Origin of the sequence: Formivibrio citricus (assembly GCF_900115065.1) — a bacterium.
GTDB lineage: Bacteria > Pseudomonadota > Gammaproteobacteria > Burkholderiales > Chitinibacteraceae > Formivibrio > Formivibrio citricus.
This window is the reverse complement of the sequence record NZ_FOVE01000009.1, coordinates 78,791-94,432: the sequence shown is the minus strand read 5'-3', so window position 1 is coordinate 94,432 and position 15,642 is coordinate 78,791. Positions and strand designations below refer to the sequence as shown.

Here is a 15,642-nt window from a genome sequence, read left to right as displayed (position 1 = left end):
AGCCGATGAAAATTTATTCATTCCAACATCAATGCACTTCAAACTCGCTCTTGCGCCTCAAGAATTCGCCTACATACTGCATAGCAATCGTCGACATGTGAATTGCCGACATATTTCATCGCCGCAAAACCAATTGCCGCATTGGCGGCCCAGCCAACAAACGGGACGAATTTCAATACCTGCTTGGTCACGGCTCGGCCAGCGACCTTTTTCAGGGTCTGCGTAACAACTGTTTTTGTAACTTCAACACCAATGAGAGCCAAGCCCGCCCTTTTTATAACCTGATAAATTACTTGCTTTACAGCAGGGTCATATCCTTCAATCTGTTCATTGGACAGCCCGAACTGCCGGTTAATAGCCGGAATGAGCTCCATCAGAATTGCGATGTCGGCTGCAATATCGATACCCGGTGTGGGAATCGCAGATGTACCCGCTGATATTGAAGCCCTTTTTGTAACCATCGAATAGCACTCATCGCGCACCTTATCCAGCTCAGCTTGACTCATTGGGATCATATGATTGTCTCCGGTTAATCGATAAAATATTGCGCCGTAGTTCTTCTTTCAGATCAGACCTACTAGCTAAAAATCTTGCTCAGCTTTTCCACCGCCACGTCCATGGCTCCCGCAGGTTTGCACTCCAGTTCATGGCCCCCACAATTCGGGCACGCCTCCCAAGGTTTCTCAATCAGCATGTCGCTTTTCGGCGCGAACACATCTTTCCAGCCGCATTTCGGACAGCGGTACAGCATGGGTTGAGGGCGGATCATGGTTTTCGCTCCTGTACTGGTGTTTATGCGTTGCCGGATATTGGTTGCGTATAACGTGCAAGCATTTTGGCAGCAGTATCTGTCAAACTGTGTCGCAAGGATTCTGGAGCCAGTACTTCAACGCAGCCACCAAACCCCAGCAGCCACCATTGGAGCTGCGGGGTATTGGCTACGGAGGCGGTAATGGTCAGGGTATTGGGATCGGCGTCTTCCCGGATGTGCTGATCCTGGCTCAACGGGGTTTCGTGCAGGTGCTCGCCCTTGCCGTCATAAAAGCGGAGCTGGACTTGAATACGTTCGCCGGCGCCAAAGTCGAGCCGGCCTTTGGCCAATTCGCTGTCGAGGTCGAATCCTTCGGGTGCTTGCGCGGTTTGGCCGTCAAGTAGCGTGGCTTCTTCAATCCGGTGCAGCGCCAGCAGGCGGGCATTGGGGTAATCGAAAAGGCGGGCGAACAGGTAGAGAATGCCACCGCGCTGGATCAGGGCCAGTGGGTGGGCTTGGTAGGCTTTGGCCTCGCGCTCGCCTTTGCGGCGGTACTGAAGGGCAATCTGCTGCTCGCGCATGAGCGCTTCAGAGATAATGCGCTGCACGTCTTCATCGATGGCAGGAGGAATCAAGGGCTGGGTAGGCGGCACGGTTCGCACTTTGTTCAGCCAGGAGCGCCCCTTCTGGGGTTGCGGCTCGCGATCCAGCCGATTTCTTGCCGCCTTGAAGTAGGGGCTCAGATGTTCAATCGCACTGGAGGGCAATATTTGGCTGATGTGCTGTTCGGCCAAGACCCAAGTCAGTGCTTCATCGATGCCCAGCGCAGGAAAATCCAGGCTTTTGACGTTTTTTTGCCAACTCCAGCCGAAGGGTTTGCTCCGTTCATCCACCACCAGAGCGAAGTGAATGAAGAGTTCCTGGAGATCGCGCTGAATGGTGCGCTCGGCGACATTAAACTGAGCTGCAACCAATCGCTCCCGTAACTCCTGGACCGATATTTTCAGAGGAAGGCGCGGGATATTGCGCAGTAACTCCCATTGGCGGAAAAGAGCGTCGTGGTTTGCCATGAGTGTTGCCTGTTTTTAGTCTTGTTGATCGTTTTTATGTATTGCAAACACGTCGATAGTCAACTTTACAGGTTGAATATCGACCTCCAAAGCACTTCATGTCAAGCGGTTGATGCCCAACCATTCAGGTTGAGTGGAGACCACAATGTCAAAAACAGATACAGCACAATTGGCTGTTGCCATTGGCAGAATCATTGCCAAGCAACGCCAAGCCAAAAATCTGACGCAGGAACAGATCGCCGAAATTCTGGGAATCGGCAGCGAAGCGGTGTCCCGTATCGAGCGCGGGGCAGTCATGCCTACGATTCCCCGGCTTGTCGAACTGGCCGATTTGTTCCAGTGCAACGTCTCCGATCTGCTGACCGCAGTCAGCCCCCGCCCAAGTGATCAAGCCCAATACTTGGATGGCTTGCTTGCCCCTCTCGGAGAGTCCGACCGGACCATGATCGTAAACATGGTGGAACGGCTGGCAACCCGTCTCGTACGTCAGTAAATATGCCCTCTTCTGTTCATTGGTATCGCCCGGCTTGAGCGTTGCCTCCTTCTTTTCTGTTCCGGTATTACCCCAGCATTTTTTCCAGCGCCTTGGCGGCCGTTTCGGTCAAAACCAGCTTGGCGGTAACCTGCGCCCGCGTCAGCCCCACAAACAGTTTGCGGCGTTCGTGTTCGGTGAGTTCGGTAAAGTCGAATTCGCTCAGGATCACTGCCGGGGCTGATTGGCCTTTGAAGCGGTAAACCGATTCCACCAGCAGTTCGCCATCAGTCCAGATCGGCGTGCTGTCCGGCGTATAACGTCCGGTGAAGCGCCGTATCGTGTGCGCCCCCAGCTTGTCTTGCTTGAGCAGGTTGGAGTGATCGGCGCCATGCCCGGAGAGGATGGCAATGTCGCTTACCGAAAAACCTTGTTCCAGCAGGTCTTGCACAGCTTGGGTGGTTTGTTGCTGGATGGCTTGCGGACTACCATCGCAGATCAAGAATTCCGGCGCATTGCCCTGATACGGACTGCGGGCTTCGATGGGATGACTGGAGAGCCCGAAGGCATTGATGGTTTGGCAGAGAATCTGCGGACTGCGGAAATTATCGTGGCAACGCAGCTGTACGGCATCGCTCAATTCGAATCCATCGCGCTCGTACAGGCGCTGGTCTTCGTCTTCCATGAGATAGAGTGCGCCATGTTCTTTGAGTTGCCCGATCAGGCACCCCACCCATTCCGGGGCAAAATCCTGCGCCTCATCGATAATCAGCAAATCGAGCCTGGCTTCGCAATCGGTCATGGCTTCCAGATAGTGCTGAACGATGGTCTGGAATATTCCCTGCACACTGAAATCTGGTTCGCCAACCTTACGGCGATAATGATCCACACAGAGTTCGTGGAAAGTGCTGACTTGCGCTTGTGAAGGAGCCAGCCGGGCAATGTGATCGGAGAGCGGTCGGTTGTAGCAGACATACAGAGCACGCTGTTTTTGGGCACCGGCATTTTCCAGCAGGCGCAACGCCAGTTGGGTTTTGCCCGAGCCAGCCGTGGCCTGAATGCGGATGACGCCTGAAGGCGCGTCAATGCGCGGCACCCAAGTTGCTAGCCCATCGGCCAGTTTGCGACTGGTGGAAACAATCTGGCTCTGCATGGCAGAAACATCGGGGGCGATATTGAGCAAGTTGCCGAGGAAGCGCCGTAGCTGGTCGGCAACAGGAGAAGGTTCGCCCTGGGGCAGCAACTGCAGAACCTTGTTGCCAAGCTGATCGAAATCGGCGGCATCGAAAATTCGTTCACGCGGAATGGCAATGATCTCGCCGCTTTGTACTCGACAATCCGGCAGCACCAGACAGTTTTTGACTGAAGTCTTGATCCCTGCATGTTTCAGGCGACCGACCATCGCGGAGTACTGCACCTTGATCTGCTGATCCACCCGCTTGGTTTTATCGCTGTACCGTTTGAAGATGCCTTCATCCTGGAACATCACGTCACCGGCCTTGATTTCCACCAGCAACAATTCGCCAGCTTGGTTCATGACCACCAGATCAATCTCGCCGTGGCAATCCTGACCTTGATGCAGGCTATGCCAATCCACGCTGTGGAAAATGTCGTAACCGGGGGGCAGGCCGTGCTGCAGGCGTTCCAGCACATCGAGTTCACGGTAATAGCCAGCACTTGCGCGGGCGACTGGAGAGCAAGGGAAGAGTACTGCCATAAGCCAGACAGACAAGCCAAGACCTATTTCAGGTTTTGGCGTGCGCAACCTTTATTCTACTTTTGACCAGCGTAAGTCTAGCGCGTGTTGGTTGGGAATGGATAGGGGGGCACACTCAAACAGGGGGCCGTTGCAGCTCCCCTGCGCTCATTGACACTACTAGCGGGCATCATGCACCACCCCATTCACCACCAACCCGGTCGGGGCGATCTGGGATGCGGACTGGCAATGCCCTACCTGATCGTCAAAGAAAAAATCCGGCTCAAATTGCGCCAAGAACGGGCCTTTCTCCAAACCGCCCAAGAACATGGCTTCATCGACCTGAATGTTCCAGTTCATCAGTGTACGAATGGCGCGTTCGTGGGCTGGCGCGCTGCGGGCGGTGACCAGTGCTGTGCGGATGCGCATACTGGTTTGCCGGGTTTCCTTTTGCAGTCGGTGCAACGCTTCCAGAAAAGTCTTGAACGGTCCAGGCGGGAGCGGATGCAAGGCTTTGTCGTGCTCATGTTGCTGGAAGGCCGGCAAACCTTCTTTCTGAAATACCCGTTCAGCTTCATCTGAAAACAGCACCGCATCGCCGTCAAAGGCAATGCGGATTTCATCGGGATGATTCAGGCTGTTTCCCTGGCTGCCGGGATAGACCTGTGCAGCCGGGAATCCCATGGACAGCGCCGAGCGCACATCTTCCTTATGCGCAGAAAGGAACAGGTTGGCATGCAGCGCCTCCAGAAATCCGAAGGGCGACCGGCCTCGGGTAAACACCCCTCGTTCCAGATGCAGGCCATGCTTTTCAGCAGACCGAAAAACTCGCAATCCACTTGCTGGATCATTGCTGGACAGGATCACTACTTCAACCCGCTGTTCCTCTTCTGAATTGAAGCGCAACAACTTCTGAATCAGCGGAAAGGCCACACCGGGATGCGCAGGCTCATCCAGCCGGGCCATCTGGTAGGCCATATAGGCGGCTTCGTCCTGCGCCTCGAAAACCTGGTTGGCTTCTTCGAAATCGAACAAGGCGCGGGAAGATACGGCAACCACCAATTTGCCATCGAGGGTGTAGGGCATGATTCATCCTTGAAATGACTGGACCTAACGGCTGACCATCAACTACGGCTTAGACCGAATCCTTGCGAGCGTGAAGCTGATCGAAGATCGCTTCCAGTGCGGCATTATGCCCGCGCACACCGTCTACCACCTTGGCCGCCCAGTCGAAATAGTCCTGTTTGCGCGATTGCGGCCAGTTGGCCGGCGGCGAGTTAATGATGTCGCGCAGGTTGCAGATTTTGTCCGCGAGTTTGACCAGTTTGGCTTCATGAGAAATATGTGGGGCATGTTCAATCTGCAGTTGCTTGCGCATGGGCTTGGGAAGCGATTTGTCGTCGGTGACTTCCATGACCACGCTGGCGATTTTTGCGCCGAAGGCTGCTCGTAACTCTTCTTCCGTGGTTTTGGTATCTTCTACCGTGTCATGCAGCAGCGCTGCGCACAGGACAACCGGATCAGAGATGCCCCCGTCATTGGCCAGAACATTGGCCAGTTGCAGGGGGTGATTGATATAGGGCGAGGCATCGGCATCCTTGCGACGCTGGTCCCGATGCTTTTCAGCAGCGAAGGCGGCGGCACGCAAAATTTCGGCAATGGCATTCATGGTCAGGCTTCCTCCTGATTGGGTTCCGGTGCATTCGAGCCACACAGTTCCGTACAACGCTGCTTGGCATACTCCCAAGCGCTGAATTTCACATGCGGATCGTCGCCCGTTTGCGCCAGCCAAGGGGCTTCCCCAAAGCTTTTGTATTGGAAGAACAGCGCGCCAGCCGTCATGCCCGGCGCATAACTATCCGCCAAGAAATCATCGACGATCTTGCGCGCCTTGGCCAGCGCCTCTTCGGCGGAGGCATAGGTTCCGTCGCAATAGCATTCATCTTTGTCCATGTAATGGTAGTTGTCATTGACCATGAGTTTGTAAGGCATTTTCAGGCTCCTTTCGAGTGACAGGGCTACAGCATCTTCATTGCCCGCAGTCAGCCATTCAGCGCGCCGGAACAAGTCGCGACCTGTTCTGTGCGAGCCATCTGGCCAGCGGAACATCGTTATCGAACAATCAGGAAAAATTGCCGGGAGCCGGCAGAAGAACAGCAGAGGGCGTTACATTTCCATCTTAGGCCAGCCTGTTCTCAAAAGCTGAGCCTGTGGGAATTGTTACGAAGGCAGGCGGGAGTATTTCTGCAGGAAGCTACAACGGTTAACGCAGAAGATCATCCTGCGGGGACTGAGCTCGGATGGACTGCGATCTGCCTCTGGAGCGGGCAATCGCAACTCTTTCTTACTGATCAGGCAGATACCTCAACTATGCCCGAAGTTATCCACGGATTTTGTGGACAAGTCAGAGTTTGAGCTCCTTGCGACATCGCTTGCAGGGGATGGGCATCGTGTCTTGGCGGGTTATCGGCCTAAGCGGAAGTTCGGGTCGTTTGCATGGTGCTTCCGGTTTTGATTAAGAAGCGGTCGTTCGATGCCGCCATCGCGCATCAATCATCTAAATGAAGCAGAGCATTCAATGAGACCAAGCAAGAACTGCATGCAGGGGAACTGTTGCAAAAACAGTTAAGCGCGATTCCTTGGAGCCTCAACTGTTTGTCCGTAGGTTCGGGGATTGGTAAGATTGCAGAAATTTATGTGCGTTGCAGCACAACGATTTACGCGCCAGATGACGACATTTCTTTATCCGACATATTACCTAAATTTTTATGGCCCCGAGTGGGGTCTATTTCACAGTTAGACCTAAATAGATATGCGTCTACCACAGCGATCTGATCAACACATCATCGAAAGTGAATCATTCACGGTACTGCGACAAGTGCTACCCAGAGAATGGGTCATAAGGGAACTCAGTGAGCGCGACTATGGAATTGATGCCTACGTCGAAATAGTTGGGGGAAAGCAGGTTTTGTCCGGCGACATGACCGCCCTTCAGCTAAAGGGCAAGAAGGTCGTAAAGTTTGTTGAAGGTAGAGCCACATTCAGCGGAATAAAACGAGAAACACTGAACTATTGGTTGTCACTACCTGTTCCGGTATTTTTGTGTGTTGCTTGCATAGGCACCGGAAAGTGTTATTGGGCAAACATCAATGGACAGAATCGCGAGGGGAAATTTGAAGGCAAATCGAAAACGATTTCTGTAAGCCTGTTTGAGGAATTTGATTTTTCGGAGCTTGGACTACTTGCATTCGAGTTGTCATATAACCGAGAAAAAAGTTGGCCTGAAATAGAAAACGCCATTGAGAAGTCGTTGATGCTTTTCAATACTCTTGGGCCGCTAGTCTTAATGTGCAAACGTAGCCCTAATGATGTTCCATGCAGCACGACCATTCAATATTTGGTTAATCAGCATTATGAGTTTCACAGATTGTTGTCGAAATATTTACTCGGCAAAAAACCAGAAAATCTACCGTATTGGTATGAGCAGAATATTTCTTACATTAAATCAGCCAATCTCGATCCGTCGATTACAATTTACTACAAAGTACTAAAAGACCTATTCCAAAAAACCTTGAGTGACTACAGAGATAGCATCATTGCTGCATACGAGTTGGTAATGGAAAGTCAAGCCTATTATTTCTCACGGCAACTCCCATCCCTTTATCTCCATCTCAAAGCTAGGCCTCACACGTTTTTGGCCGAAGACTGGTACAGCAGGTATTTTTTTGACGAGTATGAAAATGAAACAAGATGTCCAGAGCGGCTATATTTTGAAGACTTTGATGTATTCGATTCCCATCTCGATGACCTATTGCGTTCATAGGTCTAACCCAACATTCCACCGGACCTGCGCGAAAAACCGCGCAGGCCGGTGAATTCAAACGTTAGGTTTTACCATGCCGACACCTCAAGCAATCAAAGACAAATACGCCGAGTTGTGTGCGCCTCCGGATGACGCAGACGCGGTGTGGTTCAGACAGCGAGGCTATCAATTTGAGGTTTTGCTTGCCGATCTTCTTCGTGCTGACAGTCTTGATCCTCGCACCAGTTACAAGGCCCCGGGGGAACAAATTGATGGTTCCTTTTTCCTCGATGGATCTGTCTTTCTCCTAGAAGCTAAATGGCATAAAGACGAGATACCCGCGTCTACTCTTTATCAGTTCAAAGGCAAAGTTGATGGAAAACTTGTCGGGACGATTGGTATATTTTTGTCGATGTCGGGTTATTCAAAGGATGCCGTCGATGCTCTGACTCTTGGGAAAAGCCTAAATCTTGTGCTCTTTGATAAGCGAGATATAGACGTTGCGATAAACAGAGATCTTGGCTTCCGCACTGTACTCAAGCGCAAGCTCCGGCAAGCTGCCGAAGAAGGCATAGTCTACTTTCCAACCGAGGCAGAGCTTGTTACTGGCAGCAATTCCCAGAAAATCGATATTGAACGCCTTGGCTACGACAGTGCTACTGGAAACGTGTTTTCACAGCAAGTACCGTCAACATCGACCGCCGACCTTATTGTCGTATGTGAGGGCGAGTCAGATCGCGAACTAATTGCGTATTTGGCCGGGCGGATTCTTTCGACCACCAACTCACGCAAAGCGATCAAGATTGTTGTAGCCATGGGTAAGTTTTCTGTCCCAAGAGTAGCCAATGCTGTTCATGCCCTTGGAACACTCGCACCTAAGGTTCTTATCGTCGTTGACAGTGATGGCGATACGGAAAAATCTTTCGAGATGCTCAAGCGGAACATCGATTTCGAGGGGTGGGTTGCAGCAATTCCTGAACCAGAAATTGAAAGTTGGCTTGGATTGGATCGGAGGACACTCCAACGTTCTGGTCCCGGCATGAGAACCACTCTTTCACTACAAGCAGCGGAGCGAGTTAACATCGAACAACTTCGCAAGTCTGACAAAGCTTTTGCCACCTTCTATACCGCGGTTAGCGAAACCTAACATGACGCTCAACCTCGCGCCCTTCGGTCGATGGACGCTGGACGCTGCGCGATAAGGCCGCGCAGGCCGGTGAATTCAAACGTTAGGCCCTTCGCACACTTACCTGGGAGGTATGGGATGTTTGACAAGCTTGTCGAAATGGCAGTGTCCGGAGTTGTTGGAAACGCTGCATATGACCAACTGAAGGTCTTCTTTGCTCGCTCCACTGCTGCTCCCGCTCAGGAACCCACGGTGGTTGAAGATGATCCGGACATAATGGAAAGGTATGGCGAGAATATCGAATATATTCATCGCTACAGGACGTTCAGCCTTCTCACAGATCTCAATGCTGTATTGGCCCTTACTCGGCAGCCGGTGGTTCACTTTGTCGTTGAGGACAAACCAACAACCGCTTGGCATCTTCCGTCGGTGGTAATTGAAGATTCAGTTACTGGCGAATGGTATGTCTTTTCGAAGGGCAACATCGCCTTTGAGGGAAGTGGAGGAGGGTTACACCAAGCTGAATCATTGATTCGCTTTCTTCTCGATAAGCGCATTCCGTTCACTGCCTGGGTTCTCGACCGCATCAGCTCGGACAAACTAGATCAAGGGTGCCGCACTTGGGTCGAGTTGAAAGCGAAGTGCGTTCCCCTCCTCGCCCACCGAAGCAGCGAGTACTTTGAGAAGTATGTTGCTGGAAAATATGTTGAGCTATCCCGTGCCTAACCTCTCGTATATGGACTCCCCCCGCAAAGCAAGGGATTGATCGTTTTTGAGGCTGACAGGAAAAGCGTGCAGTCGTATATCCGGCATCTGAAGTGGGTTCTGTGTGACCCGTGCCGACATGGAATCTGCAACACGATGCGCCAATCGGTACAAACGGCAGGCAAGCTGCCGGAAGAGTTATCGGCGTCTGATCGTGCGGATTGCTTCCTTAAGCCATGATGGGTGATCAATCTCTTCGCAACGCTGGGATCAAGTTTTACTGCCTGCCGGATTCAAGCCGGCATTTCAAATGCAGTCCGTTGCAGTTTTCTTTGCAAGCGAACCGTCTCTTCAAAACCACAACAATCCCGCAGAGTGGCATAGCAGATTCGCGCCAGTTTGTTGGCTAGCGCACAGGCTGCTTTGTTGTGATTGGTGCGGGCCTGTACATCCAGCGCCCACTGGCGCAAGACATTCAAAGGCCTGCCCGCGGTTTTTGCCATCGACGCCGAACGCAAAACTGCGCGGGCACCGTGGGTCAGCAACATGCGCAGATAGCGATCTCCCTGCTTGGATATCCGCCCCAATTTGCGCGTACTTCCGGACGAATGCTCTTTGGGGGTTAAGCCAAACCAACTGGCAAAATGCCGTGCATCCTTGAAGTGCTCAACATGCCCGCTGGTTGCAGCCACCATCGCCGTTGCAGTCAACAAACCAACACCAGGGATCGACATCAGCAATGTGCATGCTGCACTTTGCCTGGCAATTTCAGTCAATTCTCGCTCCAGCTGGCTAATACGTGCCTCCAGTAGCCGGATTTCCTCCACCAGTAACTTCATTGTCCCGCGAATCAATCCGGGTACGGCACTGGCCGGATCTGCCAGTACACGGCTGATTTGCTCAATCCCTACTCGACTTCCTGTAGACAGGACAATACCGAATTCCCGGCAAAAGCCGCGCAAAGCATTGATGCGGGAGGTTCGTCTAGCCATCCATAATGAGCGGGTACGATGCAGACCTTGCAAAGCCTGTTGCTCGACGGATTTGATTTTGACCGGCTGAATATCAGCGCAGCGTGCTGCTTCCAGCAAGGCACAGGCATCGGCGGCATCGGTCTTGTTGCGGCGGACATAAGCGCGGATATAAGCAGCAGGCAACAACCGGACTTCTATGCCTTGCCCGTTAAGCCAGCGCGCCCAATGATGGGCCGAACCACAGGCTTCCATGACGACTAGCGAAACGTTACGATTGGCAAACCAGCGTTCGAACTGGCAGCGCGTGAGCCGGTGTTGTTCAACGACGCGCCATGCAGAATCGGCAACCGCGATTCGGAAAACAGATTTGGCCAGATCAACTGCAACAGTAGTAGCATTCATGGAGGACTCATCTTGTTGAGTGAAGCTGATCCCCATTTGCCGATGCAGACCAGCAACGCCTACTCTGGGCCACAAAACCGGGGGGAGTCCATTCCATCAGTCAACCGGACGCCGGCAAGCGCCGCTTGCCGGTACCCTCCGCGCTCCGGTCGCCGGTTACCTCAAACGTTGGGCATCATTGTGATGAACGTTCCGGAGTGGTACGAAGAATTTGTTGCGCAGGTTATGCGCGAGTGCTTTGCCCTAGAAAAATGAGGATGACGGCGTGCATATATCCAAGCTGACACTAGTCAACTATCGTAACTTTGCGAACGCTACCTTGCGATTCAAGCAGGGCGTGAACACGATCATTGGCGAAAATGGCGCAGGCAAGAGCAACGTCCTGAGAGCAATACGGCTCATGCTGGACGACAGCATGGTCCGAGCTTCATACAGGCTTGATGAGTCTGATTTCTATCGAGGGCTCGGTTCCTGGCGTGGTCACTGGATCATCATCAGTGTTGAATTTGACGAAGTCAGCGCTGATGAAGCGATGCAGGCCCTATTCGTTCACGGTACAGGAGTTGGCCAAGCTGGTGGCGTGGTGGCGTGTGCCACCTACAACCTGATATTCCGACCAAACAAGCAGATCAGAATGAATCTGGCTGCGCTCCAAAATGGAGACATGGCCGGGATGAATGCGATTCTTGATCGCATCACTATTGACGACTATGAAACTTTGTTTACCGGCAAGAGCACCGCAGATTTCTCCGATCAGGCAGTCTACCAGCGTATCGTCGGTGACTTTGACAATGCGCTTTTTAGCAGCGAAGTCGAATTTCTCGAACTAGGCGCGCGCATCCCGGGAACGCTGTCGGTCGCGAAGGAGGTGTCTTTCACTTTCATTCAAGCCCTTCGTGATGTTGTTTCAGAGTTTCATAGCAACCGGACTAACCCACTTCTCACCTTGCTGAAGAGTAAGAGTGGTCAGATCGACCCTCTGCAGTTTCAGCCAATCGTGGAGCGGGCCCGGCAGTTGAATACCGAAATTGAAAGATTGCAAGACGTTCAGACTGTTCGCTCCGACATTGTGCAGACAATTCATGGTGCTGCGGGTCAAACCTACTCGCCTGCCTTGCTCTCCATCAAATCTGATCTGCCGGACGAAGCGGACTTGCTATTTCAGTCGCTCAAGCTCTTCGTTGGCGAGTTTGATACGGAATATGAGGGCAGCATCCATGAACTCAGCCTCGGTGGCGCGAACCTGATCTTCCTGACACTGAAGCTTCTGGAGTTTAAGTATCAGCACGAACGCCAGCCCCTTGCCAATTTTCTACTCATCGAAGAACCTGAGGCGCATCTGCATACCCATGTGCAGAAGACGCTCTTCGATAGAATCGGCTACGCACAGGCGCAAATCATCTACTCAACGCATTCATCGCACATCTCGGAAGTCTGCAACATCAAGAGCGTCAACATTCTTGGACGTACAGGCAATAAGTGCGAGGCGTTCCAGCCCTCTGCCAGCCTTGAGCCCGAACAGATAGGCAATGTTCAACGCTACCTTGATGCAGTCCGCAGCAACCTGCTGTTTGCGAAGAGCGTGCTTCTGGTCGAGGGAGATGCCGAAGAGATTCTCATCCCGTTGATGGTGAAGCAGGTGTTGGGCGTCAGCCTCGACGAGCTAGGGATTAGTCTCATCAACATTGGCAGCACGGGCTTCTCCAACGTCTCCGTACTGTTCCATGATGAACGAATACGCCGACGTTGCTCAATCATCACGGATCTCGACGCGGCATTTATGGACCCAAATCCCTTGCCTGAGGACGATGCTGAGACGGTAGCTTTCAAGGGCAAGCTGCTGCGCGCCCAAGTTTCAGGTGCAGCGCGGAGAGTCACCCTAGATGCCGAAGCCGCTGTCAATGCATGGGTTCGCCCGTTCTTTGCCGCGCATACGTTCGAGGTGGATTTTGTGGCTGCGGGCAATGTTGAGAAGGTGGTTTCGTCTGTCAACGCGGTCTATAGCCAAGCTGCAACGCAGGCACTCTCTACAGCGCAATTGAGATCGGGCGATCCAGCTCAGTATGGAAGACGAGTTCTCACAATGGCCAATCACGAAGGCAAGGGCTGGTTTGCTATTCGTCTCGGCAAGCTCGTCGATCACAGGACCGTCATCCCTTCCTACATACGTCAGGCGATCGTCTTCGCCCACGGTTCCTTTTCCACACAGTTGATCTTCAACATCCTCAAGCATCGGGTGGCTGTGAACAACCCTGCCGGATCCGTTGTGCCTCCGGCGCTGCAAACCTTCTGGGAGCGTCTAATGCAGTACCACGCGGGCGCGATTGACTTCCACACCATCCGTGCCGAGGCTGCCATAGGACTGCCGAACGACCAGATCCTTCCGTTCTTGAGCGACCTGCCGTGACATTCGTCTGGACGGAGAAAGAACTGAGCGCAGAGCAGTCAGATGCTGTTCGCGAAGAGAGAAGTATTTTCCTGGTGGCATGCCCGGGCAGCGGGAAGACCAGGACGCTCACCTACAAGATCGCTTATGAGCTCTCGCGCTTAGACAGCAACAGAAAGTTCGTTGTGGCGCTTACGTACACGCACAGAGCAGCGGACGAGATTCATGAGCGTATCGAAGGACTAGGGGTTGACACCTCCCAGCTTTGGATCGGAACCATCCACTCTTTCTGCCTCGAATGGATCCTGAAGCCCTACGCCATCTACGAGCCCGCAATAGCGCATGGCTTTCGAATCATTGACAGCCACGAGCAAGAAAAACTGCTGGAAGAGCTGTGCCGGACGCAGCGCGGAATCACGTATTGGGACTGCGACTACTACTTCACCGACCAAGGCTATGTCTTGGGCTGCAGGGACCAGAGCAAACACGCGCGTCTTCAAGCCATTTTTGCGCTGTACTTCCAGCAACTCGCTGATAACAGGCAGATTGATTTTGAGTTGATCCTGTACTACGCCTCTCGCCTCATCCGAAGCCAGCCGCAGATCGCGAAGGTGCTTGCCAACATCTTCCAGTGGGTGCTCATCGATGAGTACCAGGACACGAAGCGAATCCAGTACGAGATCGTTGCGGCCATCGTGCGAGCAGGCGCTGAGCGTACCCAGCTGTTTGTTGTTGGCGATCCCAATCAGGCGATCTTTGGATCGCTCGGCGGATTCGCGATGTCAGTGACAGAGTTACAGCGGCTCTGTGGAGTGCCCATCAAAGATCGTGCGCTGACTGAGAACTACCGGTCCACTGACCGATTGATCAGATATTTCTCGAACTTCACCGTCCAAGCGACCGTTATTCACGGGGCGGGGCCTGACCGTGCATTCAGCAGCACCATCAGCTACAACACCGTCGTAGGCCGCGACGAAGTGGAGGCCGAGCTTGTACGGATCATCAGGCTGAGCGCCGCTCAAGGAGTCCGGCCAGAGCAGATATGCGTGCTAGCGCCTTGGTGGATTCTCTTGGCGGGCGTTACGCGACGGCTAGCGGGTGCGTTGCCCGAGTTTCACTTCGATGGTCCGGGGATGGTTCCGTTCAGCCGAGATCAGGAGAATTTCTGGTATCGGCTGTCACGCATCGCGTTGACTCAGGCGTCGCCTGATCAGCATGTAAGGAGGATGCGCTGGGCGAACGAGGTGATCAGGGATCTTGGCAACGAAGGCCTCAACGCGCGCGGGATGACCGCAAAACAACTACTTCGCGAGAGTAACTCCGTACTGCTCGCTGAGACGGATGGCCTGCAGTATCTCAGGTTGTACTTCGATGCATTGATGGTCCGCCTCGGGATCGACTGGCAGTCCCACCGATTGTTAAACGAACACCATAGGGCGTTCTTCGATAGCTCTGCGGCGAAGGTTGAACGACTGCGGAGGGAAGGCTCATCCTACATTGGAGAAATCGACTTCTTTCGCAAGGTGTTCCAGCACCGAAGCGGCATTACGGTGAACACTATCCACGGCGTCAAGGGCGCAGAGTTTGATGTCGTGATCGCCTTCGGTTTGCTACAAGGGATGGTTCCTCATTTCAGCGAAGAGGATGAGGCGGACGGTGGAGTCACCAGCGCGAAGAAGTTGCTCTACGTTGTTGGCTCACGGGCGCGAAAGCATCTCTATCTTATTTCAGAGCAGCAACGCCGCAGAGGCGGAGGACGGGGGGCATATCCGTCAACGGAAATCCTCGCTGAATACGTGTTCGACTACGACGCTGTATAAAGGGGTAGCTCATCGGTGGTTGCCCTCTGTTATCAGCCTATTGTTTGACTAGCTGAGTCGGCAACTGCAGTCGTCGCCTGAAGGGCTGCTTTAGTTGCTCAGCAGTCGTTCATGTAGTGCAATTTCATCGTCCGCTTTGGCCGAAGTCCCGCCCTTGTCCATTGCCGACGGCCCACCCCACAGGAACTGGGCGAAAAGCTGCGCAGTCCGGTGAATTCAGGCATTAATTATCAGAACGCGCAACAAGATCAACGCCGGGGCTGGGAATGGTTTACAGACAGGAACTAGGCAAGTAGGTAAGTCAGTTACAAGGCTAACCCATGCATCACTCCATAGCTCCGCTTAGGCGGTTTTTTGTTGTCAGGAGGGGATAGTCATAGGCTCTGTCTGAATTAGCTGTTGCATTAAAAACGAATTAGCCAAAAAACCATGTACCTA

At 53.0% G+C, this 15,642-nt stretch carries 13 protein-coding genes and 1 pseudogene; 6 read left to right on the top strand and 8 right to left on the bottom strand.

Translation table 11 applies throughout. The annotated features are described in order from the left end of the window. Nucleotides 1–38 precede the first annotated feature (38 nt). From BMZ36_RS07535 to BMZ36_RS07525, 3 genes are all read right to left on the bottom strand, one after another. The gene (locus tag BMZ36_RS07535) at nt 39–515 is read right to left on the bottom strand and encodes a hypothetical protein (RefSeq protein ID WP_091193823.1); all 477 of its coding nucleotides are present in this window, start codon (nt 513–515) and stop codon (nt 39–41) included. Between the two features lie 62 nt (nt 516–577). Beyond that, on the bottom strand, nt 578–769 hold the full coding sequence (locus BMZ36_RS07530; protein ID WP_091193820.1) for an FmdB family zinc ribbon protein: 192 nt from the start codon (nt 767–769) through the stop codon (nt 578–580). A 23-nt stretch (nt 770–792) separates the two neighbouring features. After that, on the bottom strand, nt 793–1,821 hold the full coding sequence (locus BMZ36_RS07525; protein WP_091193816.1) for a helix-turn-helix transcriptional regulator: 1,029 nt from the start codon (nt 1,819–1,821) through the stop codon (nt 793–795). Between the two features lie 145 nt (nt 1,822–1,966). Between BMZ36_RS07525 and BMZ36_RS07520 the strand changes: the two genes are divergently transcribed. Next, complete coding sequence (locus BMZ36_RS07520) at nt 1,967–2,314, top strand: helix-turn-helix domain-containing protein (RefSeq protein ID WP_091193813.1); 348 nt, start codon at nt 1,967–1,969, stop codon at nt 2,312–2,314. A gap of 67 nt (nt 2,315–2,381) precedes the next feature. On the opposite strand, the gene BMZ36_RS07515 is transcribed toward BMZ36_RS07520, so the two are convergent. The 4 genes and pseudogenes from BMZ36_RS07515 to BMZ36_RS07500 all read right to left on the bottom strand — a co-directional run bounded on the left by BMZ36_RS07515 (nt 2,382) and on the right by BMZ36_RS07500 (nt 5,981). After that, nucleotides 2,382–4,010 (bottom strand): ATP-binding domain-containing protein, encoded by a 1,629-nt coding sequence (locus BMZ36_RS07515; protein ID WP_091193810.1) that lies wholly within the window; start codon nt 4,008–4,010, stop codon nt 2,382–2,384. 237 nt (nt 4,011–4,247) lie between these two features. Next, nucleotides 4,248–5,075: pseudogene (locus tag BMZ36_RS07510) on the bottom strand (5'-nucleotidase); the annotation flags it as partial. A 49-nt stretch (nt 5,076–5,124) separates the two neighbouring features. Continuing rightward, on the bottom strand, nt 5,125–5,658 hold the full coding sequence (locus BMZ36_RS07505; RefSeq protein ID WP_218142663.1) for an HD domain-containing protein: 534 nt from the start codon (nt 5,656–5,658) through the stop codon (nt 5,125–5,127). A gap of 2 nt (nt 5,659–5,660) precedes the next feature. Continuing rightward, complete coding sequence (locus BMZ36_RS07500; protein WP_143085999.1) at nt 5,661–5,981, bottom strand: hypothetical protein; 321 nt, start codon at nt 5,979–5,981, stop codon at nt 5,661–5,663. 820 nt (nt 5,982–6,801) lie between these two features. On the opposite strand from BMZ36_RS07500, the gene BMZ36_RS07495 reads away from it, so the two are divergent. From BMZ36_RS07495 to BMZ36_RS07485, 3 genes are all read left to right on the top strand, one after another. Then, nucleotides 6,802–7,812, top strand: coding sequence for a DUF4365 domain-containing protein (locus tag BMZ36_RS07495; protein WP_091193796.1), 1,011 nt, complete (start codon nt 6,802–6,804; stop codon nt 7,810–7,812). 73 nt (nt 7,813–7,885) lie between these two features. Continuing rightward, nucleotides 7,886–8,938, top strand: a complete 1,053-nt coding sequence (locus tag BMZ36_RS07490; RefSeq protein ID WP_091193793.1) for a restriction endonuclease — start codon at nt 7,886–7,888, stop codon at nt 8,936–8,938. 117 nt (nt 8,939–9,055) lie between these two features. Next, nucleotides 9,056–9,643 (top strand): hypothetical protein, encoded by a 588-nt coding sequence (locus BMZ36_RS07485; RefSeq protein WP_091193790.1) that lies wholly within the window; start codon nt 9,056–9,058, stop codon nt 9,641–9,643. Nucleotides 9,644–9,915: 272 nt separating this feature from the next. Here BMZ36_RS07485 and BMZ36_RS07480 read toward each other — a convergent pair whose 3' ends face one another. Next, nucleotides 9,916–10,998, bottom strand: a complete 1,083-nt coding sequence (locus BMZ36_RS07480) for an IS110 family RNA-guided transposase (protein WP_091193946.1) — start codon at nt 10,996–10,998, stop codon at nt 9,916–9,918. A gap of 265 nt (nt 10,999–11,263) precedes the next feature. On the opposite strand from BMZ36_RS07480, the gene BMZ36_RS07475 reads away from it, so the two are divergent. Both BMZ36_RS07475 and BMZ36_RS07470 read left to right on the top strand, forming a co-directional pair. Next, nucleotides 11,264–13,405, top strand: coding sequence for an ATP-dependent nuclease (locus BMZ36_RS07475; RefSeq protein ID WP_091193787.1), 2,142 nt, complete (start codon nt 11,264–11,266; stop codon nt 13,403–13,405). Continuing rightward, nucleotides 13,402–15,204, top strand: a complete 1,803-nt coding sequence (locus tag BMZ36_RS07470; RefSeq protein ID WP_091193785.1) for a UvrD-helicase domain-containing protein — start codon at nt 13,402–13,404, stop codon at nt 15,202–15,204. The genes BMZ36_RS07475 and BMZ36_RS07470 overlap by 4 nt, the downstream gene beginning before the upstream one ends. Nucleotides 15,205–15,642: the final 438 nt, after the last annotated feature.